The organism is Stenotrophomonas sp. YJH_SMC_12-1 (assembly GCF_059370935.1).
On sequence record NZ_JCAFUD010000001.1, the window covers coordinates 414,332 to 439,759 of the forward strand.

A 25,428-nucleotide genomic window follows, 5' to 3' on the forward strand; every position below is an offset into this window, starting at 1 on the left:
CAACGGTCGGCACCTACGGCGTCAAATGATCCTTCGGATCATTTGACGCTGCGCAGATGGTTCGGGCGCTTCGGTGGGCCGGGCGGGCGGCGCTTGTTGAACGGCGGCTGCCCGCGCCAGTAACGGATCAGCAACCAGCCGAACAGCATGCCGCCCAGGTGCGCGAAATGGGCCACGCCCGGCTGCCAGCCGGTCATTCCCAGCACCAGTTCGCCCACGCCGAACAGGATCACGAAGGTCCGCGCCTTCATCGGGATCGGCGGGAACAGCAGCATCACCCGCTGGTTGGGGAACAGCATGCCGTAGGCCAGCAGCAGGCCAAACACGCCACCGGAGGCGCCCAGCACCGTCGCCGGGTTTTCCAGCAGCGTGCCCACCAGCAGCTGGCAGACGCCTGCACCAGCCACGCACACCAGGTAATACAGCAGGAAGCGCTTCTCGCCCCAGGTCTGCTCCAGCGGCGCGCCGAACATGAAGACCGCCAGCATGTTGAAGAACAGGTGGCCGAAGCTGCCATGCAGGAAGCCATAGGTCAGCAGCTGCCACGGCTGGAAGTTGCCGCCCGGCGAGAACGCATCGAAGCCCTGCTGCAGCGGTTGCAGCATGAACGGCTCGAAGGTCTGCATGCCGAGCAGGAACTGCTGCTGCAGCAGGAACAGGATCGCATTGGCGATCAGCAGGGCCTTGGTGACGGTTGGCAGTCGCGGGAACATGGGAGTACCGGCATGGAACGGCCTCCATCATAGCCGCAGCACCGTGTCTTGTTGGCGGCCCTCAGGTCCGGCCTGTTCAGTCGCCAGCGGTGCTCAGACCGGGCCCCACACAGCGGCATCCAGTGCCGCTGCCGGATCAGCCGCCGGCATCCGCACCCGGCCGTTCTCCACCACCACGCCCTCCGCGCGCAACCGCTGTGACTGCTCGCGCCATCCGGCCGACCCTTCTTCCATGGCAATTCGCCCATCCGAGCGCAGCACGCGGTGCCAAGGCAGGTCCGGGTCGTCGTTCTGGCCCAGGATGCGCGCGGTCAGCCGCGCACGCCCGGGCAGGCCCGCGCGCATCGCTACCTGCCCATAACCCATCACCTGCCCTACGGGGATCGCGCGGATCACCGCCAGGATGCGCGCACGCGCCTGCTCCGGTGTCAGCGCCGCAGGCGGGTCACCAGCAGTACGCCGATCAGTACCAGCACGGTGCCGGCGATCTGCGCCGGCCCCATCGGTTCGTCGAGCAGCCATAGGCTCATCACGATGGTGGAAACAGGGCCCAGCATACCGACCTGCGCGGCCAGCGACGAACCCACGCGCTGCACCGCCAGCATGATCGCCAGCACCGGCAGCACCGTGCACACGGTGGCATTGACCAGCGACAGCCATTGCACTGGCGCCGGTGCCTGCCACAGCAACGGCAGCGGATGGGTCACCGCGAAATGCAGCAGCACCAGCACGCTGGCCACGCAGCTGGCATAGGCGGTCAACCGCACCGCGCCGATGCGTGCGACCACCTGCCCACTGCCGAACAGGTACAGCGCGTAGCTGAGCGCACTGCCCAGTACCAGCAGGCTGCCGACGATGATCTGCCCGCCCTCGCGCTGCAGATCGTGGCCGAAGGCGAGCAGCACGCCCAGATAGCTCAGCACCAGCGCGCCGATCTGCCACCGACCGGGCCGCTGGCGCGCCAGCAGCACGTTGATCAGCAGCACCAGGGTCGGGTTCAAGTAAAGAATCAGGCGCTCAAGGGTCACGCTGATGTACTGCAGGCCCTGGAAGTCGAGCAGACTGGACAGGTAGTAGCCGGTGAAGCCCAGCCACAACACGCGGGCACGGTCGGCCCAGGACAGCGGCTCGGCCCGGCGCGCGGACCACAGTGCCATCAGTACGAACAGCGGTAGCGCCATCAGCATGCGCAGGGCGAGCAGCGTGGTGGCATCCACGCCGTGACGCAGGCCGAGCTTGACGATGATGGCCTTGCCGGAGGCGGCGATGGCGCCGATCGCGGCCAGGCCGATGCCTCCCAGCGCGATGCGTGGGGAAGCGGTGGCGATACGGGAAGCGGGGCTGGACATCAGGACGACGGCGGGCCGCACGGGGCGGCCAGGGAAGGCGCAAGGGCGTCCATTGTCGCATGGGTGCGCCTGGTGACCTGGAGAGCCGAGCCTGCGCTCGGCTGCCCCTGTCTGCACAGAACGCAGCCGAGCATAGGATCGGCTCTAAAACCGTCCAGCTCAGCGCATCAGCACCACTTCCTCGGCCGAGGTCGGGTGGATCGCCACGGTGTCGTCGAACTGGGCCTTGGTCGCGCCCATCTTCACCGCCACCGCAAAGCCCTGCAGGATCTCGTCGGCCGCTTCGCCCAGCAGGTGGATGCCCACCACCCGTTCTTCCGGACCGGCACAGACCATCTTGAACAGGCTGCGCTGGGTGCCATTGGCCAGCGCCTGCAGCATCGGACGGAAACGGCTGTGGTAGACGCTCACCTGATCGAACCGCGCGCGCGCCTCTTCTTCGCTCATGCCCACCGCGCCCAGCGGTGGATGCGAGAACACCACGCTGGCCACGTTCTCGTAATCCATCTTCGACTGCGGGCGGCCACCGAACAGGCGGTCCATCAGCCGCCGCGAAGCGGCCACCGCCACCGGGGTCAGGCCGACCTTGCCAGCGATGTCGCCCACCGCGTGCACGCTCGGCACACACGTGGTCTGCCATTCGTCCACCTGCACCTGCTGGTGTTCGCCGATACCGATGCCGAGCGCTTCCAGGCCCAGATCGCGGCTGTTGCCACGGCGGCCGGTGGCAAAGAACACCGCGTCGAACACGCTGTCGAGCGGGCCATCATGGCCGAATGCACGTACGCGTTCGCCATCGCGCTGCAGTTCGCGCAGGCGATAGCCGAAATGGATGCGCACGCCCTGCTGCTTCAGGTTCTCGGCCAGCTGATCGGTCAGCTCGTAATCGAAGCGATCCAGCAGCCGCTGGCCACGCACCAGCAGGCTCACCTTGCTGCCCAGTGCCTGCAGCAGGCCGGCCAGCTCCACCGCGATGTAACCGCCACCGATGATCGCCACCTCGGCCGGTGCCGCGCGCAGATCGAAGAAATCATCGGAGACCAGGCCCAGTTCGGCACCGGGGATGTCAGGCCGCAGCGGGTGCGCGCCGGTGGCGATCAGGATGTGTTCAGCGCTGTAACGCACGCCATCGCTGCAGGCCACGGTATGCGCATCGAGCAGATGACCGCGCGCCGGAATGCGCACCACGCCGGTTTCGTCCAGGCGCTTGTGGTAGCTGGTGTGGATGTTGCTGATGTAGGCCTGGCGATGGATCACCAGCTCCTTCCACGACAATGCCGGGCGTGCCTTGACATCGAAACCCATCGCACTGGCCAGGCCGATGCGCTCGTGCAGGTCGGCCGCCAGCCACATGGCCTTCTTCGGCACGCAGCCGACGTTGACGCAGGTCCCGCCCAGTTCACCAGGCTCCAGCAGCGCCACGCGCTTGCCGTGCTGCGCGGCGCGGATCGCGCCAGCCAGGCCGGCGGAACCACCGCCAAGGACGATCAGGTCGTAATCATAGGGTGCAGTGCTCATCGGAATCGCTCGGGTCGGTAAGGGGCAGGATCGATCGCCGGCGTGCGGCCGCAGACGAGATCGGCGATCAGCTGGCCGGTGCCGGCGCTCATGCTGATGCCGAGCATGCCATGCCCCGCTGCAAGCCAGACGTGAGGATGCGCGGGCGCGCGGCCGATCAACGGCACGTCGTCCACGCTCATGGGGCGCCACCCGCACCACTGCTCCTGCAGCCGCGCACCACGTGGCGCGCGCAGGTAGTGGTCGGCGGCCTGCTGCAAGGCCTGCAGGCGGGTCGTGCGCAGCTGCGGATCGGCACCGGCGAATTCCATGGTGCCGCCCAGCCGCAGCGCTTCGCGCCAGGCGATCACGAACACGGAATGGTCCTTCAGCACGACTGGACGCTGCGGCACCTGCGCCGGTCGTGACCAGGTCAGCGAGTAGCCCTTGCCGGGTTGGATCGGCACGCGCAGATCCAGTTGCCGCGCCCAGCGCGGTGACCACGGCCCGGTCGCCAGCACCAGCTCGCGCGCCTGCAGCATGCGTTCACCGGCACGCACGCGCACACCCTGCGCGTCGGCGCTGAAAACCTCCACGTCCGACTGTTCTTCGATCACCACGCCCTGTGCGCGCAGCACGCGCGCCAGTTCGGCGGTGTAGCGGTCCGGACGCAGCTGGGCATCGCCGGGGAAGTGGATCGCACCGGCAAGGCGATCATGGAACGCCGGATTGTCGCGCGCGTAGTCGGTGCCATCGATGCGCGCCGAGGCAATGCCCTGTGCGTTCAGCGCCTCACACTCGGCAGCGTGGTGATCGAAATTGCGGGCGTCACCGAACACATAGTCCAGACCGCGCGCCTCGAACTCGCAGTCCAGCGCATGCGTCTGCACCCACTGCGCCAGGCGCAGCCGTGAATCATTCAACAATGCGCCGCGTGCCCGCGTGGCGTGCAGCCAGTCGCGTGCGTTGCAGCGCGCCCCGAACTGCAGCAGCCAGCGCCACAATGCTGGGTCCAGGCGTGTACGCACGTACAGCGGCGCACGCGGATCGAGCATCCAGCGCAGCGCGCGCAACGGCACGCCGGGCGCTGCCAGCGGTGGCGCGTGGCTGGGGGTGATGGTGCCGCAGTTGCCATGCGAGGTCGCGCCGCCGACACGCCCACGGTCGATCACGCGTACCTGCCGGCCCTGTGCACGCAGCGCGAGTGCGGCAGCCAGTCCAATGGCACCGGCGCCGACCACGATCACATCCTCGCGCGCGCCCTGCATCGATCAGCCCTGGCCGGCCCCGCGCCGCATCGGCGGCCACTGCCGGTAGGTCATCGCGCGCCACAGCCATTCCATCGGCCCAAAGCGGAAGCGGCGCAGCCATACGTGCGAGATGCCCACCTGCGCGGTGAACAGCAGCAGCGCGAACATCAACTGCACGCTGCGTGGCATCGTTTCGAACGCGCCCAGGCCGTAGTGGTAGAACAGCCAGGTGCACAGCAGCGACTGGCCGAGGTAATGGGTCAACGCCATGCGCCCGACCGGCGCCAGCCAGCCCAGCCGCGCGCGCCAGTGTACGATCCAGGCCAGGTAACCCAGGCACATCAGCAGGCCGCCGATCGTCACCAGCGCCATCGCCGCCGTAACCGGCAGATCGTAAGCGCCCGGCGCCAGATACGGCTTCCAGGCAACACCCAGCAGCGTGACCAGCAGGCCGAAGGGCAGCGCCCCCCAACGCAACACCGCATACAGCCGCGGGAAGCGATCCGGCGTGGCCAGCGCGCCGCTGCCGGCAAACCAGCTGCCGATCAGGAACATGCCCAGCACTTCCGGGCCGGTGATCAGCATCGCCCCCATCGACGTGCCGAACTCGCTCAGCCGCTGCGCATTGGCCTGCATCCAGCTGCCCTGCCCGTACACCAGGCGCTGCAGATCGATGCTCTGCTGCGCGTCGGTGAGCATCTTCCGCACGTCCTCCGCCGAAGCCATCGACACCATCGCGCCGACCAGCAGCATCATCGCCACACCGCCGAGATAGACCGTTACGCCCATCCACGGCAGCCAGCTGCGCGGCGCCTCGCGGCAGGCCAGCAACGGCAACGAGACCAACGCGTACATCACCAGGATGTCGCCGGACCAGACCAGCAGCGCGTGGCACAGGCCGATCAGCAGCAGGCCAGCGCTGCGGCGCAGGTAGAACGGGGTGAAGTCACGCCCGGCCGCCTCGGCGCGCTGCGCCATCACCGCGAAGCCGGCGCCGAACAGCAACGAGAACAGGGTGAAGAACTTCCCCTGCACGAATACGTAGACAAAGGCATCGGCCCAGTAGTCGATACCCTGCCAATGCACGTCGATGCCGGTGAAGGCCAGGTCCAGCGGTCCGCTGAAGGCCTCGATGTTCATCAGCAGGATGCCCAGCAGCGCAGCACCGCGCAGCACGTCCAGCACGGCGATGCGTTCGCCGGAAGCCACCGGTTGCAGGGAAGGAGAAGCGGCGTTCACGGGGCGTCCGTCGGGCAGGTCCGCCATTATGCCGCCGGCCCGCGTGCCATGGATGGCCGCGCCGTGTTCCAGAAACGCAATGGCCCGCCGAAGCGGGCCGTTGCTGCCATCATGATCGCGCTGCGATCAGTGGTGGTGACCGCCGTCGCCGTGGACGTGACCGTGGTCGATCTCTTCCTTGCCGGCTTCGCGCACATCGACGATTTCCACGTCGAAGTGCAGGTCCTTGCCAGCCATCGGATGGTTCAGGTCGACGTCGACGACGCTCATGCCGACCTTCTGCACGGTCACCGCACGCGGGCCGAAGTTGGTCTGCAGCACGACCTGCTGGCCCGGAGCCAGCTTGGTGTTGCCGAAATGCTTCTTCGGCACGCGCTGGGACAGGCCCTCGCGGCGCTCGCCGTAGGCATCGGCTGCGTTGACGTCAACGCTGAAGGTCGCGCCGGCTTCCTTGTCCATCATGGCGTTTTCCAGGCCCGGGATGATGTTGCCGTGGCCGATCAGGATCGCCAGCGGCTCGCCGCGGTCCTTGGACGATTCGATCGGCTCCTGGCCGACTTCGGAAACGGTGTAGTGGAAGCGGACAACGCGGTCTTTTTCGATCTTCATGCGCAACTCTGTCTGGATCTGCCGGAGGCAGGCGGGTTGGGGCGGGTTGTCGCCCGGCGGGGACGCCGCCATCATGACGGCCAATCCCAAGGTGGCGCATTATCCGGAGAACATGCACATCACGCCAGTTTCGTCCGGCCTGCGCCGGCTCCTCGCCCCGGCCCTGCTGCTGGCCCTGCCCGTGCTGATGACCGCCTGCGGCGGCGGCAAGGCCACCCGCCCCGCTCCGCCTCCGCCGACCGCGAACTGGCCGAAGACCGTGCCGGACAACCCCGAGGCGGCCAACTCGGTGCTGATGCGTGCCATCAGCCTGGTCGGCACCCCCTACCGCTATGGCGGCAACACCCCGGATTCCGGCTTCGACTGCAGCGGCCTGGTGGCCTATGTCTATCGCGAGATGCTGGACCTGCGGCTGCCGCGCACCTCGCGCGACCTGGCGGCGGTACAGGGTCCGAAGATCGATCCGCAGCGCCTGGCCACCGGCGACCTGGTGTTCTTCGGCAGCCGCGGCAGCGTCACCCATGTCGGCATTTATGTCGGTGAAGGGCGTTTCGTGCATGCGCCGAGCACCGGCGGCACCGTGCGCCTCGACTCGCTCAGCGGTCCCTACTGGAAGGACCACTACACAGGGGCGAAACGCGTCCTTCGCTAAAATGAACAGGCAATATGTTCAAAACTGTGACGAACATCACCATGCAACTAACGAATTACTAACGGAATTTTTAACTTATTCGCGCTTTTACAGGGCATGATGCCCCATCGTTTTTTTCCTGTGACCGACGCGTGACGACTGACGACCTGAAAAGCGAAGGCCAGACTTCCGTATCTTCACGTAGTGCCCGCCCGCTGTTGCTTGGCCTGGCACTGTGTCTGACCAGCCTTCCGGCCTGGTCGCAGACTGCTCCGAACCGTTCCGATGTGAGCCCGGCCCCGGTGGCCGAGAGCATCGCCCGACCGGCCGCCAAGGCCGAGGCTGCCGCCCCCCAACGCAGCCGCGTCGACGCCGCCGCCAGCGCTACCCTGGCCGCCCTGCTGCCTCACCTGGCCGCCAACGACACCATTCCGCTGATGGACCGCTCGGCCGTGGTGGCCGGTGACCTCAGCCGCCTCCTCGCCAACTACGACACCAGCAGCGCTGCCAATGGCAGCGTTGTCGGCACCGCGGCCGACAATGGCAAGGTGCAGTCGCTGCTGCGTCGCGCGATGACCCTGCTGGGCACCCCATACCGTTGGGGCGGCAGCAACCCGGACAGCGGCTTCGACTGCAGTGGTCTGGTCGGCTACGTGTTCCGCTCGGCCCTGGGCATTGAGCTGCCGCGCGTCTCGCGCGAAATGGCACACGACGACAACGCCGAACTGATCAACGACCGCACCGCGCTGGCCGCCGGTGACCTGGTGTTCTTCGGCCGCAAGGGCCGCGTCGATCACGTCGGCATCTATGTGGGTGATGGCCGCTTCCTGCACGCACCGAGCTCGGGCAAGGACGTGCGCGTGGACACCCTGCTCAGCGGCTACTGGGGCAACAAGTTCATGCAGGCCCGCCGGGTCGATCTCTGATCTGGCCGGTTGGCGCTACCACGCCGCCTGACACGAGAAAGCCGCTGCCCTGCAGCGGCTTTTTTGTTAGGCCCGCGCAATGGTGGGTAACTGCCGATCTTGGTCGGCACCGCCTTCATCCACGCATGGCGTGGATCTACCGACCTCTGGTGGGTACCGACCTCTTCTGGTGGGTACTGACCTTTGGTGGGGGCCGACCGTTGGTCGGCACCGCCTCCATCCACGCATGGCGTGGATCTACCAGGCACGGCATGACCGCCACCGCGCCAGCCAGCTCCCAAACAAAAAGCCCGCCGTTCAGGGCGGGCCTTTTATCTCCACGCAACCTCAGCCGCGTGGCGGCGTCGGATCGGGGTCGTCCACACCCACATTGCTGGACGGATTGTCATACACCGCCTGGTCGAGCAGCCCGGTTTCCTTGGCCACGATCACCGGCACCAGCATCTGGCCGGTCACGTTCGTCATCGTGCGCATCATGTCGAGGATGCGGTCGATGGCATACAGGTAGCCGATCGTCTCCAACGGCAGGTTGGCCGCGCTCAGCACCACCGTAGCCATGATCACCGCGGTACCCGGAACACCGGCCGTACCGAAGCTGCCCAGCACCGAAGCGATCAGCACCACCACGTACTGTTCAGGGGTCAGCGGCACACCGCTGTACTGCGCGATGAACACCGCGCACAGCGCCGGGTAGATGGCACCGCAGCCGTCCATCTTGATGCTGGCGCCCAGCGGCACCGCAAACGAACCGTAGTCCTTGTTCACGCCCAGGTTGTGGGTGATCGAACGCAGTGCCACCGGCATCGCCGCGAAGCTGGAAGAGCTGACGAACGCAACCTGCATGCCCGGCGCCGCACCACGGAAGAACTTCAGCGGGTTCAGTCCGTGCGCCAACAGCAGTGCGCTGTACACCACCACGATGTGCAGGGCGCAGGCCACGTACAGGGCCAGCACGAAATGCCCCAGCGGCAGCAGCTTCTCGAACCCGTAGCTGCCGACCAGGCCGGCGATCAGGCCAAAGGTACCGATCGGGGTGACTTCCAGCACGAAGCGGGTCACCTGGATCATGATGTCGCTCATCTGGCCGACCAGCTTGCGCGCCTCGGTCACCTTCTCGCCGAGCTTGACGATGGCGAAGCCGACCAGGCCGGCGAAGAAGATCACCGGCAGGATCGAGCCACGGCCGGCGGCCAGCACGGTTTCGCCGGCCGCGTTGACCTTGGTGCCGATACCGGACAGCGCATAGAAGACATTGGCCGGTACCACGTCCAGCAGCACCTGCACCACGCTGGGCACTTCGCGCGGCACGTAATTGCTGGCCATCGTCAGTTGCAGGCCACCGGCGCCGGGCTGCAGCACGGTGCCCACACCCAGGCCGACGCACACCGCCAACGCAGCGGTGATCACGAACCACAGGAAGGTGCGGCCACTGAGCGCGGCAACCGACTTCTGGCCGTGCAGCGACGAGATCGCATTGATCACCGCGAAGAACACCAGCGGCACCGCGATCATCTTGATCAGGGTGACGTACAGCTCGCCAAGCGGGCCGAACCACGTTTCCGCGGCCGGGCCGAGCGCCCAGCCGGCCAGCGCGCCGAGCACGAAGCCACCGACCACGCGCTGCCAGAATGGAATCCGCAGCCAGGCAGAGACCAGCTTCATAGGCAATCCAGAGGGAAGGAAGGGATGCTGGCACGATAGCCCATCAACGGCTGGGGAACGACCGCCCGACCGGCAAATCAGTGTGTCATCGGCGTGCCTTGCGAGGGCGGGCATAATGAACGTCCCGTTACAGTTTGTGAGATCCCAGCGTCCATGCGCCGTTCCGTCTCCCTGTTGGCCGCCTGCGCCACCACCCTGCTGCTGGGCGCCTGCGCCAGCACCATCCCCGCCACTGCCCCGGCCGGCCTCAAGGTCGCCGTCGACCCCGTCGCCCACCCGGCCGGCGAGACCCCGCAGTGGTGGTACCGCAGTGGCGCCGCCCAGGCCGCCGCCAACGGTGCGATGTCCGGCAAGGCCAAGAACGTCATCCTGTTCCTCGGCGACGGCATGAGCCTGACCACCGTGGCCGCCTCGCGCATCTACGAGGGCCAGCAGAAGGGTGGCTCCGGTGAAGAGAACCTGTTGTCCTGGGAGCGCTTCCCGGCCACGGCATTCAGCAAGACCTACAACACCGATTCGCAGACGCCCGATTCGGCCGGCACCATGACCGCCATCACCACCGGCGTGAAGACCCACATGGGTGCGATCGGCGTCAGCGCCGGCAGCCGGACCGACTGTGCCGACAGCCTGTCCAAGGGCCTGCTGACCTGGCTGCAGCTGGCCGACAGCGCCGGCCTGGCTACCGGCGTGGTGTCCACCGCGCGCCTGACCCATGCCACCCCGGCCGCCACCTACGCGCACTCGCCCGAGCGCAACTGGGAAAACGACACCGACCTGACCGAAGCGGCCAAGGCGGCCGGCTGCAAGGACATCGCCCAGCAGCTGCTGTCGACCTCACGCTATGGTCGCGGCCCTCTGGTCGCCCTCGGTGGCGGCCGCGGTGAATTCACCACCGTGGAAGAGCGCGATCCGGAATACGACGACAAGGTCGGCCAGCGCCTGGATGGCCGCAGCTTGGTGCAGGAATGGCAGCAGGCACACCCGCAGGGTGCCTACGTGTGGAACAGCAAGCAGCTGGCCGCCGCCGCCAACGCACCGGCCATCCTTGGCCTGTTCGAGCCGGACCACATGCGCTACGAGTACGAGCGCCCGCAGGATCCGGGCGGTGAGCCGAGCCTGGCCGAACTGACGGCTGCAGCGATCAAGAATCTGGCCAAGCACCAGGAAGGCTACGTGCTGATGATCGAAGGCGCGCGCATCGACCACGCCAACCACAGCGGCAACGCCTACCGCGCACTGACCGAGACCGTGGCCCTGTCCGACGCAGTGCGCGTGGCCAACGAGCTGACCTCCGCCGACGACACCCTGATCATCGTCACCGCCGACCACTCGCACACGCTGAACTTCGTCGGCTACCCGGCGCGCGGCAACCCGATCCTGGGCAAGGTCAAGGACAAGGGCGGCGAAGATGGCGCCGGCAAGCTGGACTACGCGCTGGACGGCACCGGCCAGCCGTACACCACGCTGAGCTACGCCAACGGCCCGGGCCACACCGGCAGCAGCAACCAGCAGCCGGCTGGCCCGAAGCGTTACCCGCACAACCCGAGCAGCTTCGAACCGGCCAACGGCCGCCCGAACCTGCGCGAGGTCGACACCGAGCATCCGGACTACATGCAGGAAGCGCTGGTGCCGATGAAGTCCGAATCGCACGGTGGCGAGGACGTCGGCATCTGGGCACGCGGCCCGGGCAGCAAGGCGATCCGCGGCACGCTGGAACAGAACGCGATCTATCACATGATCGTGCAGGCCACCCCGGCCCTGCGCGAGCGCCTGTGCCAGGCCGGCACCTGCGATGACAAGGGCGTGCCGGTGCAGCTGCCGGCACCGACCGCGTTCGAGCGCAAGGCCGAGGCCAAGTGATCGCACGGCAGGCCCGCCCTGACGCTGCCAGCGGCCGCTTCGCGCGGTCGCTGGCCCTTCTTGGCGTGCTGGTCAGCGCCACTGCAGCGGCACAGGCACCGGCATGCAAGCTGCTGACCGACGAACACGGGTTGTGGCCGCTGCCCAACTGCGAGGTGATTGATCACCGGCCGAAGATCAGTGCCGACACGCTGAAGGCCCTGAATTACGACGACCACGGCCTGGCAGTGGTGTACGCCGACCAGGGTTTCCACTACGTCGACCGCAAGGGCCGCAGCCTGCCGGTGCTGACCTGGGACAATGGCCCGGAAACGCCGCAGGAAGGCCTGCTGCGCGCCCGCGTCGGCAACCGCGTGGGCTACTTCGACCTGACGTTCCGCCAGGTGGTGCCCGGCACCTTCGATTTCGCATGGCCGTTCCAGGACGGCGTGGCCGAGGTCTGCAATGGTTGCCGTCGTGGTACGCCGGATGCCGATGGCCACACGCCGATGGAAGGCGGAGAGTGGTTCCGCATCGACCGTTCGGGTCGTCGGGTGAAGTAGGGTTTTCGGCAGGGCTGCGCCCTGCACCTGCAGACGCCAAAGCAAGATCAAAAGCGGCTCTGGTTTTCTGTGAGTTGGGTGGGGCGGTGTGGGTGGGCAGGACACGCCGTAAACCCATCCCTGGGGGCTCGATGGCGCCATCCATGGCGCCAACGGTCCTGCCCACCCACACCGCCCCACCCCCGACAGTTTTCCGGTGACGGTTGGACCATCCACGCTTTGCGTGGATCGTATCTGTCAGATATCGAATTGAATCCGGGGTCAGATCCGTTTTCCGCAGGAAAACGGATCTGACCCCATGAGCAACCCGACAGTTCGCAGGAAACTGTCGAAGGCGGGGTGGGTCCGGTTGCGGGAGTGTCCGCGGCATGGATGCCGCGGCCAAGCCCCCAAGGACGGGTTTACGGCGTCTCCCGCAACCGGACCCACCCCGCCTACCCTCAGGAAACCAGCTTCTGCTGTTGCTGTTGCTGTTCCTCTGGATCGTAGCGGGTGCAGGGCGCAGCCCTGCCGAGCAACCCTATACTTGCCACCGTGACTGCCTTCCCTGCCCTCGTTCCGCTGGATGCGCCGCTGCTGGTGGGCTACAGCGGTGGCGTCGACTCCACCGTGCTGCTGCACTGGCTGTGGCGCTGCGCGCAGACTTCCGGCACCGCCCTGCGCGCGGTGCACGTGCATCACGGCCTGCAGCCCGATGCGGATGACTGGGTGCTGCACTGCCAGCAGCAATGCGACGCCTGGGGCATTGAGCTGGCCGTGCACCACGTGCAGGTCGAGAACGGCACAGGCCTGGGCACCGAAGGTGCTGCGCGACAGGCACGACGTGCCGCGTTCGCGGCTGAGCTGCGCGAAGGCGAAACGCTGGCACTGGCGCAGCACCAGGACGACCAGGCCGAGACCTTCCTGTTGCGCGCCCTGCGCGCTTCTGGCGTCGATGGCCTGGCGGCGATGTCCACGCACAGCCGCCTTGGCGAACATCCCTTGTGGCGCCCGCTGCTGGCGGTACCACGCAGTGCACTGCTCGACTACGCGCGCCAGCACGCGCTGCGCTGGATCGAAGACCCCAGCAACGCGGAAGACCACGCCGATCGCAACTTCCTGCGCCTGCAGGTGTTGCCGTTGCTGCGCCAGCGCTGGCCGCATGCGGCTGCAGCATTGGCGGGCAGCGCGACGCATTGCCGGCAGACCCGCGAACTGCTGGACGAGGAAGACGCCGAGCTGATCGCGCATCTGGAAGTGGCACCGCGCGTGCTGTCACTGGAACTGCTGCGCCAGATGTCGCCGCGCCGCGCAGCACGCGTGCTGCGCGCGTGGGTGCTGGGCCATGATGCGGCACCGTTGCCGACCTCGGTGTTGCAGCAGGCGCTGGAGGAGCTATTGCCGGCCGACACCGACCGCCAGGCGCGTGTGCGCTGGCAGCAGCACGTGATCCAGCAATGGCGCGACCACGCCTATCTGCTGCCGGCCCGGTTGCCCTCGCTGCCCCTCGACTGGCAGGCCGTGTGGGATGGCCGTGCACCGCTGCCATTGCCCGACGGCGGCCAGCTGAGCCTGCTGGGCGCCGGCGCTTTCGAACAGCCACTGCAGGTCCGTGCACGCGTGGGCGGCGAGCGCATCCTGCTGCCGGGTCGCCAGCATTCGCACGCGCTGAAGGACTGCCTGCAACGCGAGCACCTCGCCCCCTGGCGACGCGCGCAGCTGCCGCTGATCTTTGATGGCCCGCAGTTGCTGGCCGCCGCCGACGTGGTCATCGCCGCACCGCTGCAGGCCTGGTTGCAGGCGCATGACGCGCAGTTGCAGTGGCGCCCGGGCGGCTGGTGAATTGACCCCCGCGCGCGGCCCGTCCACACTTGCCGCATGGCCAAGAAGTCCCCCGAAAACGCCTCCCCCGTCGCCCAGTTCGAGCAATCGCTCGAATCGCTGGAGCAGCTGGTGGAGCAGATGGAAACCGGCGAGCTGAGCCTGGAAGCTTCGCTCAGTGCTTACGAGCGTGGTGTCGGCCTGTACCGCCAGTGCCAGCAGGCGCTGGAGCAGGCCGAACTGCGCGTGCGCCTGCTCAGTGATCCGGCGCAGCCGGAAGCCTCCGAGCCCTTCGACCCGCCCAGCCATGACGGCTGAGGTTCTGTTCGCGCGCTGGCGCGACCGTATCGAAAGCCAGCTCGATGCCGCCCTGCCCTCGCCTGCCGAGGCACCGCAGCGCCTGCATCAGGCCATGCGCTATTCGGTGCTTGGTGGTGGCAAGCGCATGCGGCCCCTGCTGGTCTACGCCAGTGGTCACCTGTTCGGTGCGCAGCCGGAAAGCCTGGATGCGGCGGCCATGTCCGTCGAGCTGATCCATGCCTATTCGCTGGTGCATGACGACCTTCCGGCGATGGATGACGACGCCCTGCGTCGCGGCAAGCCCACCACCCACGTCGCCTTCGACGAAGCCACCGCGATCCTTGCTGGCGACGCCCTGCAGACCCGCGCCTTCGGCCTGCTGGCCGATGCGCCGCTGCCGGCTACCCTGCGCGTCGCCTGTCTGCAGACCCTGGCCCACGCCTCCGGCGCGTCCGGCATGTGTGGCGGCCAGGCGCTGGACATCGATGCCACCGGCCAGCAGCAGACGCTGGCGGCGCTGACCCGCATGCACGCGCTGAAGACCGGCGCGCTGATCCGCGCGGCAGTGCGCATGGGCGCGCTGTGCGGCCAGGCCCACGAACCGCAGCTGGCCCAGCTCGACAGTTTCGCCGATGCACTCGGCCTGGCCTTCCAGGTCCGCGATGACATCCTCGATGTCGAAGCCAGTTCCGAACAGCTGGGCAAGACTGCCGGCAAGGACCAGGCGCAGGACAAGAGCACCTTCCCCGCCCTGCTTGGCATGGACGGCGCAAAGGCCCAGCTGCACGAGCTCGCAGCGCGCATGCAGTCGATCCTGGCCGGGTATGGCGAGGAAGCCGACGCGCTGCGCGCGCTGGCGACGCTGGCGGTGGAACGCGATCACTGATCGCTGCACGCGGCCCGGCATTCCCCGCACACGAAAACGCCCGGCAGTGCCGGGCGTTTTCAGTTCCGCGTGCGGACGATCTTACTTGATCAGGCGCAGCGCGAACGGGTAGCGGTAGGCTTCGCCGTTGTTGGCCTTGACCGCAGCGATGATGCTGAACACCAGGCTGATGATGCCGACGATCGGGGCCAGGAACACGCCGATGATCACGATGGTGAGGATCATGCTGATGACCATGGCGATGGTCACGGTGATCTGGAAGTTCAGGGCTTCCTTGGCCTGGTCGGTCACGAAGGCCTTGCCAGCATCGTCCTTGTTGATCAGCCAGATGATCAGCGCGCCGATGAAGCCGGTGAAGATGCCCAGCAGGTGCGCGGCCAGGGCCATGGTGCGCTGGTCGGCCGGAACGTCGGCGGTGGCCGGTGGCGGCGGCGGGACGTTATCGAATTCACTCACGACAAAACTCCTTTTCATTGGGTGGTCTTGACCAACCAGCACCCAGCTGATTGCGTCAGGCGGGCATAGCTTACGCCATCGACGGCATCAATCATTACCTGCGATGGTCATCCGCCCCAACAGGATCGAACCGGTCCGGATGTGCGAACGGGGATCGACGTCGCTGCCGACCGCCTCGATGCTGCTGAACATCTCGCGCAGGTTGCCGGCGATGGTGATGCCGTCCACCGGGTACTGGATCTCGCCGTTCTCGACCCGGAAGCCACCCGCGCCACGCGAATAGTCGCCGGTCACGCCGTTCACGCCCTGCCCCATCAGCTCGGTCACCAGCAGGCCATCGCCCATCTGCCGGGCGATGGCGTGCAGCGGGCCTGCATTGGCGGCCAACTGCAGGTTGTGCACGCCACCGGCATTGGCAGTGGTCTGCAGGCCCAGCTTGCGTGCCGAGTAGCTGCCCAGCACATAGCGCTGCAGCACGCCGTCCCGGACCAGAGCCGAGGCGCGCGTGGCCACGCCGTCGCCATCGAAGGCGGCCGAGCGCAGGCCACGACTCAGGTGCGGCAGCTCCTCGATCTGCATCCATTCCGGGAACAGGCGCTGGCCAACGCTGTCCAGCAGGAAGCTGGCCTGGCGATACAGAGCACCGCCGGACACCGCCGACAGCAGGTGCCCGACCAGGCTGCGCGCCACTTCCGGGGCGAACAGCACCGGCATGCTGCCGGTGGCCAGCGATCGTGGCTGCAGGCGGGCGACAGTACGTTCGGCGGCACGACGTCCGACCAGGTCGACGTCCTCCAGGTCCTCGCGAGCCAGCGCACTGGTGTACCAGCCGTCACGCTGCATGCCATCGCCCTGCCCGGCGATCAGCGCACAACCGACCGAATGGTGGGTGCCGCGCTCACGGCCGATGAAACCATGCGAATTGGCATAGACCGACAGGCTCTGCATGCTCGACACCGAGGCGCCGTCGGAATTGCGGATCTGCGCATCGGCCTCACGGCCTGCGGCTTCGCAAGCCAGGGCCAGGTCCACCGCCTCGTCGGCCTGCAGCGCCCACGGGTGCCAGCCGTCCAGGTCCGGGAAGTGGGTGGCCATCAGGGCCGCCTCGGCCAGGCCGGCGGCCGCGTCATCTTCGGTATGCCGGGCGATGGCGCAGGCCTGCTCGACCGTGGCCGCCAGGCTGGCCTCGTTCAGGTCGCCGGTGCTGGCGCTGCCCTTGCGTTGGCCGAAATACACAGTGACGGCGATGCCGCGGTCGCGGGTGGACTGCACGGTTTCGACCTCGCCGAGGCGGACATTCACCTCCAGCCCGCGGTCTTCGCTGCAGCTGACTTCAGCCTGGCTGGCGCCCAGCGCGCGGGCGCGGTCGAGCAGCTGCTGGGAGAGGTCGGCCAGCCGTTCCAGCCGGGCCGGGCTGTCGTCGCCGACGGCGGCTTCAGGGGCGATCACGTTCAATGCTTTATCCTGTACGGGTTGGGCCCGGCATCACGCCGGGCGACTTTTTTTGAAATCAGGTATGGACGATGCGCGGACGCGACGAAGAAACCGGTGAATTCCACGACAAGAGCCGCAGCCAGAACCGGCGCGACGCGCTCGACGTCCTGGCCCTGGGCGAAAAACTGGTGTCGCTGACACCGGCCCAGCTGGCGCGCCTGCCGATCCCGGAAGACCTGCTGCCGCACATCGCCGAGTGCAAGCGCATCACCGCGCACATCGCCCACAAGCGCCAGCTGGCGTTCCTGGCCAAGCACATGCGCCGCGAAGAAGAAGCCACGCTGGATGCGATCCGCGATGCGCTGGATGCCAACAGCGAAACCGGCCGCCGCGAAGTGGCGATGATGCACCGCGTGGAAGACTGGCGCGAGCGCCTGCTGGCCGAAGGTGACAAGGCGCTGGCCGCCCTGCTGGACGATTATCCGCAGGCCGACCGCCAGCAGCTGCGCACGCTGGTGCGCAATGCGCAGGCCGAGAAGGCGAAGAACAAGCCGCCGCGTGCCTATCGCGAGATCTACCAGGTGCTGCGCGCACTGATGCTGCCGGCGGCGCTCGGCCTGAAGGCCAGCGCCGAAGACGCTGGCCACGTCGAAGCCGACGAGGCCGACGAGGCCTGAGTCCGCGCCGGAGCGGGCGGTGGCGCTGGCCATCGCCCGGCTCAGGCCTGGGTACCGCCGACGGTGATGCCCTCGATCAACAGCGACGGCTGGCCGACACCCACCGGCACGCTCTGCCCGTCCTTGCCACAGATGCCCACGCCCTCGTCCAGGGCCAGGTCGTTGCCGACCATGCGCACCTTCTGCATGGTTTCCGGACCGTTGCCGATCAGGGTCGCGCCCTTCACCGGCGCGGTGATGCGGCCATCCTCGATCAGGTAGGCCTCGGTGGCCGAGAACACGTACTTGCCGCTGGTGATGTCGACCTGGCCGCCGCCGAAGTTCACTGCATACAGGCCCTTCTTCACCGAGCGGATCATTTCCTGCGGGTCGTGCTGGCCGGCGCGCATGTAGGTATTGGTCATGCGCGGCATGGTCAGGTGCGCGAACGATTCGCGACGCCCGTTGCCGGTCGGTGCCATGCCCATCAGGCGTGCATTGAGACTGTCCTGCATGTAGCCGACCAGGATGCCGTCCTCGATCAGCGTGGTGCACTGGCTCGGGTGGCCTTCGTCGTCGATGTTGAGCGAACCGCGACGCCCGTCCAGGGTTCCATCGTCGACGATGGTCACGCCCGGTGCCGCCACGCGTTCGCCGATGCGGCCGGCGTACACGCTGGTGCCCTTGCGGTTGAAGTCGCCTTCCAGGCCGTGGCCGACCGCTTCATGCAGCAGCACGCCGGGCCAGCCAGGTCCCAGTACCACCGGCATCACGCCGGCCGGCGCCGGCACGGCGTCCAGGTTCACCAGCGCCTGGCGCAGGGCCTCGCGCGCAAACGCTTCCGGGCGGCCATCAGCGAACAGTTCCCCGTAGCCATAGCGGCCACCGCCACCGGCATAGCCGGACTCGCGGCGGCCGTTGTGTTCGACGATCACCTGCACGTTCAGGCGCACCAGCGGGCGCACGTCAGCGCCCAGCACGCCGTCGCTGCGCGCGATGAGCACCGTGTCCACGCCGCCGGACAGGCTCACCATCACCTGCTTCACGCGCGGGTCGGCGGCACGCAGGTAGCCGTCCAGACGCTTCAGCACCTCGACCTTTGCCTCGTTGCCGACGCCATCGATGGGATCCAGCGCCGGATACAGCGCGCGTGAATTGCCGCGCAGCAGCGAGCGCCCGGACTGCGCGCCACCCTCGCGCGAAATCGCACGCGCCGACTGCGCCGCGGCCAGCAGCGCGTCGGCATGGATGTCGTCGGAGTAGGCGAATCCGGTCTTCTCGCCGGACATCGCCCGTACGCCCACGCCTTGCTCGATGGAATGGGCACCGTCCTTGACGATGCCGTCTTCCACGCTCCAGCTCTCGCGGCGGGCGTGCTGGAAATAGAGGTCGCCGAAGTCCACACCGGGGCCGAGCAGCTGGCCGAAGGTGCGCTCCAGGCCATCGGTATCCAGCCCGCCGGGGCGCAGCAGGCGATCTTGGGCAAGCGTCAGGGCGATATCAGTCATGGTTCTCGATCTGGAGGTGCTGGGGCGCTCAGGCAAGCCCCGTGAACAGGAGGTCCACGCTCAGCGTGAGCGTGGCAGGTCGGTAACGGGCGGCGGAACGGCCGGGGCCGGGCGCGGCGCGGGCGCTGGCGGGGTCTTGTCGCGGCTGCGTTCGATCACTTCCACCTTCGGCTCCTTCCATGGACCGGTCACCTTGTAGGTGCGGGCGCCGATCTCGCCGAGCGGTTTGGACAGTACCGCATTGGTGGCCGCGCCGAGCGCCGCGCCCACCGGGCCACCGGCCACCGCGCCGACCACCGTCAGCAGGTTGCCGGCGCGCGGGTTGACATCGATGGTCTGGTCGAACCGCTGGTTGCGCAGGTCGGCCTGGCCGCGGATGGTGATGTTCGCCGCCGGGCCCTCGATCAGTACCTTGTCGGTGCGGGCCATGCCCTGCCCGAACTGCACGCTGCCGTCGACCTGGTTGAACGCGAAGCCCTTGGAGAAGAAGTCGCGGAAGTCGAACATCAGGCGCCGCGGCAGCTGGGTCACGCTGAGCAGGCCCAGCACACGGCCAGCGCCCGGCTCCAGCTCCAGCAGCTGGCCATTACGCGCGTGCAGATCAAGGCTGCCCTGCAGATTGGCCAGCTGGAAGTCCGACGGCCCCCCGCTCCAGGAGGCCTGCAGCTGCGCCTGGCCAGAGCCGCCACGCAGCTGGCCGCCGTAGTCGAGGTTCTGCATCAGGCCGCCCAGGTCCTCGCTGCGCACCTGCGCGGTCAGCTCGGTGCGGGCACCACCGGTGCGACCCAGCCAGCGACCGCTGATGTCGATTTCCTGGTCGGGCGCGCGGAAGCGCAGCTCGTCCACGTTCAGGCCATTGGCCAGCGGCCGCGTACGCAGCACCGCCTGGCCCAGCACCACCTTGCCGAACTTCAGGTCGGCGATGTCCAGCGCGAACGGCGGCAGCTTGGCCGGGTCCATGTCGTTGGCGCCGGCCTGCACCCGGGCTGGCGCGGCCGCGCCCGGCGCCGGCGGCAGCGACTGCCAGTGCACACGGTCGAGTCGGCCACTGATGGTGCCTCCTTCGGCGTTGGGTACGGTCAGGCGACCGGCCAGCGAAGGTCCATCCAGGCGCACGTCCAGCGCCTGCGGTCCCGGCTGCAGCTGCAACCGGGTCTGCTCGAAGACGCCGCCGATCAGCATCAGCTTGCCGACCTGCACGTCCACTGCACGCAGCGGCATGCCGTCATCGTCGTTGCCACCACGGGCCAGACTGATCCACTCCAGCGCATCCAGAGTCGGGCTGCGGCCATTGACGGACAGTCCGCTGGGCGGCGGCTCGCGATCGGCATGGTCGCTGCCCAGGGTGACCTGCACACCGGTGCGGTTGTTGTGGCTGCGCGCGGCCAGGGCCAGACGCTGGCCAAAGGCCACATCGATGCGACCAGCGCCCATCGGCAGCTGCGCGGCCACCGTGGTCGCCAGCGGCTCGGTGGCCGGCTTGTCCAGCGGTGCCGGCAAGTCCAGGCGGGTTCCCACCAGATCCGAACTCAGGCGCAGTTCGCTGGGCGGTGCGGGCGCTCCCGGTGCGACTTTGGGCAGGTTGACCGCGATGGTCCAGGGCGAGTTACCCGCGATATAGGGCTTGAGCCACGCCATTTCCGGGGCGCGGTCAATCAGCACACCGGCGTCGAGGTTGGCCGTCAGCTGCGACTCGAACGCCAGCCTGCTGTCGTGCACGTAGCCGCCGGCACGCAGGCTCAGGCGGCCGTCCTGGCCGAGGTGGCGCACCGCCAGTTCCTCGGCACCGAAGCCACCATTGCTGTAGCGCGCCTGCCCATGCATGTTGTCGAAGGCCAGCTGGAAGCGCTTGTCCACCAGTTTCACACCATTGAGGTCGACCGTGCCCTGCAGGTGACCGCCGCCTTCATCGTGGTGCAGCGGCTGCAGCAGGTCGAAGGTCACATGCGCCGGGCCCGCAGCCGTGAGGTTGTCCAGGGTGTCGCCATAGTCCTTGTGCAATGGGCTCTGCCGCAGCATTGCCAGCAGTCTGCCGGCCTCGCTCTGCGCATCGGCACGCACGTACAGCGGCTGCTGCCCGAAGTCCTGGATGCCCGCCTCGAACTTCTGCACCGCTACACCGGCCAGGTCCCCGCGCCCATGCATGTCGAAGCCGGGGCCGATGAAGGCGATATCGGCGTCGACCTGGCGCATCAGCGGCCAGTCGTGCTGGAAGCGGATGTCGCCGTTGGTGATATGGCCGGTGGCCTCGAAACGGCCATCGTTGTTGTCGAACGGCCAATCGTCCAGGTCACCGCTGACCAGGCCGATGCCATTGCGCACCTGGCCGCCGGCCAGCGCCATGTCCAGCCAGTCGGTGGCGCCCTTGCTCATCTTGGAGTGGATCCAGAAGCGCTTGGCCGCCGTCATCGGCACATCGTCCAGCTTGGCCGCCAACTGCAGCCAGGGCCGCGTGCCGTCGCCCTGGAACCAGACACCACCGCGCACATCGGCCGCGTAGTCGGTGCCTTCCACGCGCATCGCCGCAGTGCCGATACGCCAGCCACCGCCCTCGTCACGCCAGCCCACGATCTGTCCAGCCAGGTGCAGGTCGTGCCGCACGCCGAAGCCGGTGGGCCAATCGAACTGCAGCTGCCGTTGCGGTTGCAGCTGCAGGCTGAAGCCATCGGCGTCGCCCTCGAAATGTCCCCCCAGGCCGCGCAGACCCGGAGAATTGCCAACGCTGGCAAAGCCCAGCGACTGCAGCTCGCCCTGTGCCCGCAACGGGCCATCACGTTCGCCGGCCAGTTGCAGCTCTCGCACATCCAGCTGCGGTTTGGACAGGAACAACCAATGGCGCAGGCCTGGCTCGAGGCGATCACTCAGCGCCAGCGCACGCAGCGCCGTACCGGCCTGTACTTCGCCGGAACTCACCCGCAGCTGCCTGCCAACCTGCAACTGCAGGCCATCGAGCTGTTGTTCGCCGTCTTCGGTCTTCAAACGAAGGCGCGGTACCTGCAGCGCCCAACCATCGGCCTGGCGCTGCCAGCGCAGGCGCGCCTGCAAGCGCTGCAGCTGCAACCGCGGCGTTGCCACGTCGGGCATCGGTGCACCGTCGACGCGCACGTCACGCAGGTCCGAATCGGTGGTCAGCGCCACCGGCGCGAAGTCGCGCAGGGTCAGCCACAGGTTCAGCTCACCCTTGCCTTCGCGCAGGCGCACGCCACCAGCTGCCAGCAACGGCGACCAGGCATGGAAATCAACAGGATCGGCACCCAGCCAGGCCTGCCCGTTGCCGCGCGCGCGGTCCACGTCCAGCACTGCGGTCAGCGGCAGGGCATCGGTCTGCGCCCAGGCACGCACGCCCACACGCAGGCGGTCGCCATTGACGCGCAGGCGCAGATCGATACGCGGCAGGGTGGTATCGATACCCAGTCCCGGTGCATGCACACCCAAGCGGCCATCGATCACCTGCAGCTCGCCCAGCCGGCGCAGCGCGTCCAGCGGGTCACCGCCCGTGTCTGACTTCGGCAGGCCACGCACCGACCAGCGGCCGTCCTTGCCCTGCTGCAGGTCCAGTGCCAGGCCACGCAGGCGCAGCTCGGTCAGCGAGCGACCAGGCAGCATCCCGCTGTACATCGACACCAGCACTTCGGCCTCGCCGATGGCCAGGCCCTGACCGGCGCCGATGCGCAGGCCCTTCAGCTGCAGCAGCGGACCACGCCGGGTCCAGGCCGTCTGCAGCTGGTCGAAATGCACCGGCTGGCCGGCACGCTCACTCAGCCAGGCGGCAATCCTGTCGGGGTGACGCTCGGCCAGCGGCAGCAGCTGGCTGAGGGTACCCACCAGCAGTGCCAGCCCGACCAGGCCTACCGCGCAGGCGGCAATGAAATGACGGCGGATCCTTCGCAGTCGCAGGCGCGGCGGCGCGCTCATCGGCCACCGCCGGCCTGCGGCCGGCGAGGATCACAGCAGAACGACATCGAATTGCTCCTGCAGGTACTGCTCGTCCGCCTGGAAGCGGATGCTCTTGCCGAGGAATTCCTCCAGCTCGGCCACCGCCGAGGATTCCTCGTCGGTGATGCGCGCGACCACCTTGGTCGAGGCGATCACCAGCAGGCGTGCGGCATCGAACTGGCGCACGGCACGGGTGATCTCGCGGAAGATCTCGTAGGTCACCGTTTCGGTGGTCTTGATGCTGCCACGGCCACTGCACTGCGGGCACGTTTCCGACAGCTGGCGTTCCAGGCTTTCCACCGTGCGCTTGCGCGTCATCTCCACCAGCCCCAGCGGCGAGAAGTCGTACACCGTGGTCTTGGCATGGTCGCGGGCCAGCGCCTTTTCCAGGGTGCGCAGCACCTGGCGGCGATGCTCGGCATCGTCCATGTCGATGAAGTCGATGATGATGATGCCGCCCAGGTTGCGCAGGCGCAGCTGGCGGGCCACCGCCTGTGCCGCTTCCAGGTTGGTGCGGAACACCGTCTCTTCCAGGTTGCGCTGGCCGAGGAACGAACCGGTATTGACGTCGATGGTGGTCATCGCCTCGGTCTGGTCGATCACCAGGTAACCACCGGATTTCAGCGGCACCTGCTTGTCCAGCGCACGGCCGATCTCGTCCTCCACCCCGAACATGTCGAAGATCGGGCGATCGCCTGAATACAGTTCCAGCTTCTCGGCCAGCACCGGCATGTACTTGGCGACGAACGCCTGCAGCTGCGCGAAGGTTTCCTTCGAGTCCACCTTCACCTTGTCCACGTCCTTGCGGATCAGGTCGCGCACCGAACGCAGCGGCAGGCTCAGGTCTTCATAGATGTTGCTGCACGAGGCCGCTTCGCGGCCGCGGCGCTCGACCACGTTCCAGACCCGCGACAGGTAAGCGATGTCCTCGGCGATGGCCTCGGCCGGCTGGCCCTCGGCATTGGTACGCACGATGTAGCCGTAGCCGCCATGCTGCGCAGACAGCTCGGTCACCAGGGCCTTCAGGCGGGCGCGCTCGGCTTCATCCTCGATGCGCGCGGACACCCCCACCACCTTGGATTGCGGCAGCAGCACCATGTAGCGCGACGGAATGCTGATCTGGGTGGTCAGGCGTGCGCCCTTGGTGCCGATCGGGTCCTTCACCACCTGCACCACGATGTCCTGGCCGTCACGCAGCAGCTCGACGATGGGCACGCTGGCCGGCGGCGGCAGGGTCGTGTTCTCGGTGTCTGCACTGGCCACCGGGGCCGGGCGCACCACGTCGTTGGCGTGCAGGAACGCGGCGCGCTCCAGGCCTACCTCGACGAACGCGGCCTGCATGCCGGGCATGACCCGCTGCACCTTGCCCTTGTAGATGTTGCCGACCACACCCCGGCGCCAACCGCGCTCGATGTGCAGTTCCTGCAGCATGCCGTTCTCGATCACCGCGACCCGGGTCTCGCGCGGGGTCACATTGACCAGGATTTCCTCAGACATCGGCAGCCTCCCTGGCGGCATCGGCAGTGGGGGCCGGCACGCCACAGCGCGCCAGCAGACGATCGGTATGCAGCAATGGCAGCCCCATGACGCCGGAGTAGCTGCCGGAAAGATGTTCGATCCAGCGCTCGGCCCCGCCCTGGATGGCGTAGGCCCCGGCCTTGTCCAACGGCTCGCCGGTGGCGACATAGGCGGCGATGTCGGCGGCGGCGATCGGGGCGAAGGTCACTTCGGAAATGACCAGTTCGCTGTCCAGCCCGTCGGCGCCGACCACCACCACCGCAGTCATCACCTGGTGGGTGCGCCCGGCCAGGCGCGCCAGCATCGCGCGGGCGCCGGCGGCGTCGGCCGGCTTGCCGAACACTTCACCGTCCAGCACCACCTCGGTGTCCGAGCCGAGCACCCGCGCCTGCGGATCATCGGCCAGCACCCGGGCCAGGCCGGCGCGCGCCTTGTCGGCGGCGACCCGGCACACATACTGTTCGGCGCTTTCAGCGGGCGCGCGCTGCTCGACGACCTCCAGGTCCAGGGCCTGGAAGGGGCGTCCGAGTCGGGCCAGCAACTGGTTGCGTCGGGGGGAGCGGGAAGCAAGATAGAGCATCGGCACAGCATAACCTGAGGCCGCCACCTGAATCGTCGGCAACCCGTCCCGGAACGCGTTGAACCCCGAACGGACT

The 25,428-nt window shown here is 67.8% G+C and carries 22 protein-coding genes; 8 read left to right on the forward strand and 14 right to left on the reverse strand.

Features of this window, described 5'->3' with window-relative positions; translation table 11 throughout:
• Positions 1 to 38 precede the first annotated feature (38 nt).
• The 7 genes from AC5P8Y_RS01960 to AC5P8Y_RS01990 form a co-directional block, all read right to left on the reverse strand.
• A complete protein-coding gene (locus tag AC5P8Y_RS01960; protein ID WP_111188171.1) occupies positions 39 to 713 on the reverse strand; it encodes a rhomboid family intramembrane serine protease in 675 nt (224 codons plus the stop codon).
• 93 nt (positions 714 to 806) lie between these two features.
• A complete protein-coding gene (locus AC5P8Y_RS01965; RefSeq protein ID WP_395760173.1) occupies positions 807 to 1,235 on the reverse strand; it encodes an MGMT family protein in 429 nt (142 codons plus the stop codon).
• Entirely contained in the window at positions 1,142 to 2,062 is a 921-nt protein-coding gene (locus AC5P8Y_RS01970; RefSeq protein ID WP_111188172.1) for a DMT family transporter, read from the reverse strand. Before AC5P8Y_RS01970 ends, AC5P8Y_RS01965 begins: the two co-directional genes overlap by 94 nt.
• Before the next feature lie 159 nt (positions 2,063 to 2,221).
• Complete coding sequence (gene gorA / locus AC5P8Y_RS01975) at positions 2,222 to 3,580, reverse strand: glutathione-disulfide reductase (RefSeq protein ID WP_076739740.1); 1,359 nt, start codon at positions 3,578 to 3,580, stop codon at positions 2,222 to 2,224.
• Positions 3,577 to 4,827 (reverse strand): NAD(P)/FAD-dependent oxidoreductase, encoded by a 1,251-nt coding sequence (locus tag AC5P8Y_RS01980; protein ID WP_012480913.1) that lies wholly within the window; start codon positions 4,825 to 4,827, stop codon positions 3,577 to 3,579. Before AC5P8Y_RS01980 ends, gorA begins: the two co-directional genes overlap by 4 nt.
• A 3-nt stretch (positions 4,828 to 4,830) precedes the next feature.
• Positions 4,831 to 6,075 (reverse strand): DUF418 domain-containing protein, encoded by a 1,245-nt coding sequence (locus AC5P8Y_RS01985; RefSeq protein WP_111108556.1) that lies wholly within the window; start codon positions 6,073 to 6,075, stop codon positions 4,831 to 4,833.
• 99 nt (positions 6,076 to 6,174) lie between these two features.
• A complete protein-coding gene (locus AC5P8Y_RS01990; protein WP_012480915.1) occupies positions 6,175 to 6,657 on the reverse strand; it encodes an FKBP-type peptidyl-prolyl cis-trans isomerase in 483 nt (160 codons plus the stop codon).
• Positions 6,658 to 6,730: 73 nt separating this feature from the next.
• Here AC5P8Y_RS01990 and AC5P8Y_RS01995 point away from each other — a divergent pair, with 73 nt between their 5' ends.
• Both AC5P8Y_RS01995 and AC5P8Y_RS02000 read left to right on the forward strand, forming a co-directional pair.
• Positions 6,731 to 7,309 carry a C40 family peptidase gene (locus tag AC5P8Y_RS01995; RefSeq protein ID WP_181453284.1) on the forward strand — a complete coding sequence of 193 codons (579 nt, stop codon included), beginning with the start codon at positions 6,731 to 6,733 and terminating at the stop codon, positions 7,307 to 7,309.
• Positions 7,310 to 7,440: 131 nt separating this feature from the next.
• A complete protein-coding gene (locus tag AC5P8Y_RS02000; protein ID WP_033835315.1) occupies positions 7,441 to 8,214 on the forward strand; it encodes a C40 family peptidase in 774 nt (257 codons plus the stop codon).
• A gap of 327 nt (positions 8,215 to 8,541) precedes the next feature.
• Here the strand turns inward: AC5P8Y_RS02000 and AC5P8Y_RS02005 are convergent, their stop codons facing one another.
• The gene (locus AC5P8Y_RS02005; protein ID WP_005410518.1) at positions 8,542 to 9,876 is read right to left on the reverse strand and encodes a dicarboxylate/amino acid:cation symporter; all 1,335 of its coding nucleotides are present in this window, start codon (positions 9,874 to 9,876) and stop codon (positions 8,542 to 8,544) included.
• Between the two features lie 153 nt (positions 9,877 to 10,029).
• Here AC5P8Y_RS02005 and AC5P8Y_RS02010 point away from each other — a divergent pair, with 153 nt between their 5' ends.
• The 5 genes from AC5P8Y_RS02010 (at position 10,030) to AC5P8Y_RS02030 (ending at position 15,264) form a co-directional block, all read left to right on the forward strand.
• Positions 10,030 to 11,736 (forward strand): alkaline phosphatase, encoded by a 1,707-nt coding sequence (locus tag AC5P8Y_RS02010; protein WP_111188173.1) that lies wholly within the window; start codon positions 10,030 to 10,032, stop codon positions 11,734 to 11,736.
• Positions 11,733 to 12,278, forward strand: a complete 546-nt coding sequence (locus AC5P8Y_RS02015; protein WP_033835317.1) for a WG repeat-containing protein — start codon at positions 11,733 to 11,735, stop codon at positions 12,276 to 12,278. The genes AC5P8Y_RS02010 and AC5P8Y_RS02015 overlap by 4 nt, the downstream gene beginning before the upstream one ends.
• A 534-nt stretch (positions 12,279 to 12,812) precedes the next feature.
• On the forward strand, positions 12,813 to 14,099 hold the full coding sequence (gene tilS / locus AC5P8Y_RS02020) for a tRNA lysidine(34) synthetase TilS (protein ID WP_181453297.1): 1,287 nt from the start codon (positions 12,813 to 12,815) through the stop codon (positions 14,097 to 14,099).
• A gap of 36 nt (positions 14,100 to 14,135) precedes the next feature.
• The gene (locus AC5P8Y_RS02025; RefSeq protein ID WP_005410522.1) at positions 14,136 to 14,396 is read left to right on the forward strand and encodes an exodeoxyribonuclease VII small subunit; all 261 of its coding nucleotides are present in this window, start codon (positions 14,136 to 14,138) and stop codon (positions 14,394 to 14,396) included.
• Positions 14,386 to 15,264: a polyprenyl synthetase family protein gene (locus AC5P8Y_RS02030; protein WP_033835318.1), complete on the forward strand. Its 879-nt coding sequence runs from the start codon at positions 14,386 to 14,388 to the stop codon at positions 15,262 to 15,264. Before AC5P8Y_RS02025 ends, AC5P8Y_RS02030 begins: the two co-directional genes overlap by 11 nt.
• Positions 15,265 to 15,345: 81 nt before the next feature.
• Here the strand turns inward: AC5P8Y_RS02030 and AC5P8Y_RS02035 are convergent, their stop codons facing one another.
• Together AC5P8Y_RS02035 and pmbA are read right to left on the reverse strand one after the other, a co-directional pair.
• Positions 15,346 to 15,720, reverse strand: coding sequence for a DUF4870 domain-containing protein (locus AC5P8Y_RS02035; RefSeq protein WP_005410524.1), 375 nt, complete (start codon positions 15,718 to 15,720; stop codon positions 15,346 to 15,348).
• 87 nt (positions 15,721 to 15,807) lie between these two features.
• Positions 15,808 to 17,175, reverse strand: coding sequence for a metalloprotease PmbA (pmbA, locus tag AC5P8Y_RS02040; RefSeq protein WP_033835320.1), 1,368 nt, complete (start codon positions 17,173 to 17,175; stop codon positions 15,808 to 15,810).
• A gap of 68 nt (positions 17,176 to 17,243) precedes the next feature.
• Between pmbA and yjgA the strand changes: the two genes are divergently transcribed.
• Entirely contained in the window at positions 17,244 to 17,831 is a 588-nt protein-coding gene (gene yjgA, locus AC5P8Y_RS02045; RefSeq protein WP_033835321.1) for a ribosome biogenesis factor YjgA, read from the forward strand.
• Between the two features lie 41 nt (positions 17,832 to 17,872).
• On the opposite strand, the gene tldD is transcribed toward yjgA, so the two are convergent.
• The 4 genes from tldD to AC5P8Y_RS02065 are packed head-to-tail and all read right to left on the reverse strand — an operon-like array spanning position 17,873 to position 25,352.
• A complete protein-coding gene (gene tldD, locus AC5P8Y_RS02050; RefSeq protein ID WP_005410527.1) occupies positions 17,873 to 19,318 on the reverse strand; it encodes a metalloprotease TldD in 1,446 nt (481 codons plus the stop codon).
• A gap of 60 nt (positions 19,319 to 19,378) precedes the next feature.
• Positions 19,379 to 23,233: a YhdP family protein gene (locus tag AC5P8Y_RS02055; RefSeq protein WP_033835322.1), complete on the reverse strand. Its 3,855-nt coding sequence runs from the start codon at positions 23,231 to 23,233 to the stop codon at positions 19,379 to 19,381.
• Positions 23,234 to 23,263: 30 nt separating this feature from the next.
• Positions 23,264 to 24,751, reverse strand: coding sequence for a ribonuclease G (rng, locus tag AC5P8Y_RS02060; RefSeq protein ID WP_005410529.1), 1,488 nt, complete (start codon positions 24,749 to 24,751; stop codon positions 23,264 to 23,266).
• Positions 24,744 to 25,352 carry a Maf family nucleotide pyrophosphatase gene (locus AC5P8Y_RS02065; protein ID WP_032966937.1) on the reverse strand — a complete coding sequence of 203 codons (609 nt, stop codon included), beginning with the start codon at positions 25,350 to 25,352 and terminating at the stop codon, positions 24,744 to 24,746. The genes rng and AC5P8Y_RS02065 overlap by 8 nt, the downstream gene beginning before the upstream one ends.
• Positions 25,353 to 25,428: the final 76 nt, after the last annotated feature.

Bases quoted from the DNA above. Each gene is read 5' to 3' on its own strand.
- AC5P8Y_RS01960 (WP_111188171.1), bottom strand. From the start codon at position 713: ATGTTCCCGCGACTGCCAACCGTCACCAAGGCCCTGCTGATCGCCAAT.
- AC5P8Y_RS01965 (WP_395760173.1), bottom strand. From the start codon at position 1,235: ATGGCTGCTCGACGAACCGATGGGGCCGGCGCAGATCGCCGGCACCGT.
- AC5P8Y_RS01970 (WP_111188172.1), bottom strand. From the start codon at position 2,062: ATGTCCAGCCCCGCTTCCCGTATCGCCACCGCTTCCCCACGCATCGCG.
- gorA (WP_076739740.1), bottom strand. From the start codon at position 3,580: ATGAGCACTGCACCCTATGATTACGACCTGATCGTCCTTGGCGGTGGT.
- AC5P8Y_RS01980 (WP_012480913.1), bottom strand. From the start codon at position 4,827: ATGCAGGGCGCGCGCGAGGATGTGATCGTGGTCGGCGCCGGTGCCATT.
- AC5P8Y_RS01985 (WP_111108556.1), bottom strand. From the start codon at position 6,075: ATGGCGGACCTGCCCGACGGACGCCCCGTGAACGCCGCTTCTCCTTCC.
- AC5P8Y_RS01990 (WP_012480915.1), bottom strand. From the start codon at position 6,657: ATGAAGATCGAAAAAGACCGCGTTGTCCGCTTCCACTACACCGTTTCC.
- AC5P8Y_RS01995 (WP_181453284.1), top strand. From the start codon at position 6,731: ATGACGGCCAATCCCAAGGTGGCGCATTATCCGGAGAACATGCACATC.
- AC5P8Y_RS02005 (WP_005410518.1), bottom strand. From the start codon at position 9,876: ATGAAGCTGGTCTCTGCCTGGCTGCGGATTCCATTCTGGCAGCGCGTG.
- AC5P8Y_RS02010 (WP_111188173.1), top strand. From the start codon at position 10,030: ATGCGCCGTTCCGTCTCCCTGTTGGCCGCCTGCGCCACCACCCTGCTG.
- AC5P8Y_RS02025 (WP_005410522.1), top strand. From the start codon at position 14,136: ATGGCCAAGAAGTCCCCCGAAAACGCCTCCCCCGTCGCCCAGTTCGAG.
- AC5P8Y_RS02030 (WP_033835318.1), top strand. From the start codon at position 14,386: ATGACGGCTGAGGTTCTGTTCGCGCGCTGGCGCGACCGTATCGAAAGC.
- yjgA (WP_033835321.1), top strand. From the start codon at position 17,244: ATGCGCGGACGCGACGAAGAAACCGGTGAATTCCACGACAAGAGCCGC.
- tldD (WP_005410527.1), bottom strand. From the start codon at position 19,318: ATGACTGATATCGCCCTGACGCTTGCCCAAGATCGCCTGCTGCGCCCC.
- AC5P8Y_RS02055 (WP_033835322.1), bottom strand. From the start codon at position 23,233: ATGAGCGCGCCGCCGCGCCTGCGACTGCGAAGGATCCGCCGTCATTTC.
- rng (WP_005410529.1), bottom strand. From the start codon at position 24,751: ATGTCTGAGGAAATCCTGGTCAATGTGACCCCGCGCGAGACCCGGGTC.
- AC5P8Y_RS02065 (WP_032966937.1), bottom strand. From the start codon at position 25,352: ATGCTCTATCTTGCTTCCCGCTCCCCCCGACGCAACCAGTTGCTGGCC.